This is a genomic window from Kitasatospora sp. NPDC056731, assembly GCF_040687675.1.
GTDB lineage: Bacteria > Actinomycetota > Actinomycetes > Streptomycetales > Streptomycetaceae > Kitasatospora.
Map to the genome: position 1 here is coordinate 1 of NZ_JBFBNR010000105.1, position 1,619 is coordinate 1,619.

A 1,619-nucleotide genomic window follows, 5' to 3' on the forward strand; every position below is an offset into this window, starting at 1 on the left:
CAGTACCGCTCCGACCTCCTCGACGGCTTCCTCGCCGGGACCGGACTCTCCCTCGACCTCCCACCACCATCACCCTGAAGCGCCGAGATCAGTAAGCACGTTGGAAGTGCGTGCCGACTTCTCCGGCCCCGTGCTGTGGGAGCTTCTGCGTGAGGATTCATGGCGTCCAGGCTGGTCCCGCAACAGATGATCTTGACCAATCGCCAAATGACCTTGACGACTCTGATGGGCGGTTTCGAGAGGGCACTGGCGGCTGGCTTCAGTCACGCGGTTCGACGTCACAGGGACACCTGCCAGGGGCGGCGTCAGGGCGCTCCTAGCGAAAGCCCCTGATCGTGCCGAAGGCGGCGGGTGTCCAGCGGCATTCCGAAGCCCCCTGCCAAGGCTGGCCGAGCGCCGCACGCCTCAGTTTGAGGGCCCTCCAGCCCAGGGGTCATCGGGCACCGCTTGGCGGGTGTTCGGCGTGAGCATTTCATCGATGCTGCTGCGCAGTGCGAAACCGGGGGCGTCGGCCCAGGTGAGCCATGGCACCGGCTGGAGCAGGTCGTCGTACTGGCGAATGTCGGGGTCGGTGTCCTCAGGAGAAGTCGTGGGCGTAGAAGGCACGCGGGCCATCGAGATCGTAGCCCTCCAGGATCCGGGCCCGGGATCGCGCCCCCACCACCTGGTCCTTGTGAGCTCGCGCCCTCACGACTCGACGAACGTCTGCAGGTCCTGGTATCCGGGAAGGCTGCCGTGATGACCCTGTACGGCGGCGGGGATCGGACGCCCGGCGTGCGACGCGGCCAGCCACGCGCCAGCCTCCGTGTGAGGAACGCCGACCTTCCCTGACAGCGGCCAGGTGAAATTGGCTCTGTCGCGAGTTCCGTGATCGGCGCGATCCTCCTGGTAAGCCCGTGGTGGCCATAGGGCATGCTGGTGCGGTGAGTGATCCCCAGACAGAGTGGCAGGCCTGGCTGAAGGGCCTGGATGCCAAGTCGCAGGCCCTGGCACTGTCGCTGTGTGCCCAGTTCGATGCTCTTGGTGCGGCGGACGCCGCGGACTGGGTCAGGTCGGAGTTGAGCGAGGACTTGCCGCAGCTCGCCCGGTTCATGCTGCTCCGAAGCCTGTGGCGGAGTCCGATCAACGACTGGGCCGATCCGGGTGCGCTCGATCAACTCCCAGCCGCCAAACGGCTCCTTGCCGCCGGCGCGGACCGGGCCGACCTGGTTCTCCTGGCACGGGCCGTGGCCTATGAGGCGGTGTTCACGACGCTTGACGAGCTTGACGCCGGCTGTGATGTGAACGCCCCGGGCGTCGATGTCGGCTGGAGGGTGATGGAGACCGGGGAGGACCTCTCTCCGACGGGGCGAGTCCTCGCAGGTCTGCACGAGGATCTCCTCACGATGGATCCCAGCGGGAATGACGGAGCCGACCTGTGGCGATAGTGCGGCCCCTGACTAACTGCCCAGCCCTCACGGCCGGGTGAGGAGGACGCGCTTGCGGAGGAGGTCGAGCTTGGCTCGGCCGAACATCTGGCGCTTGAGCATCTTGAAAGTTACGTGGAATCTGCCGGGGATGATCTTGTCTCCTCGGTGTAACCACGGACTTGAGAGATGGCTTGAGCGGCACGACGGGGC

1 protein-coding gene is annotated in these 1,619 nt (G+C 66.3%); it reads left to right on the forward strand.

Annotated features, from left to right (window positions below):
• The first annotated feature begins 923 nt into the window (after window positions 1-923).
• Window positions 924-1,427 (forward strand): hypothetical protein, encoded by a 504-nt coding sequence (locus AB0R04_RS38865; RefSeq protein WP_363378900.1) that lies wholly within the window; start codon window positions 924-926, stop codon window positions 1,425-1,427.
• The last annotated feature ends 192 nt before the right edge of the window (window positions 1,428-1,619 follow it).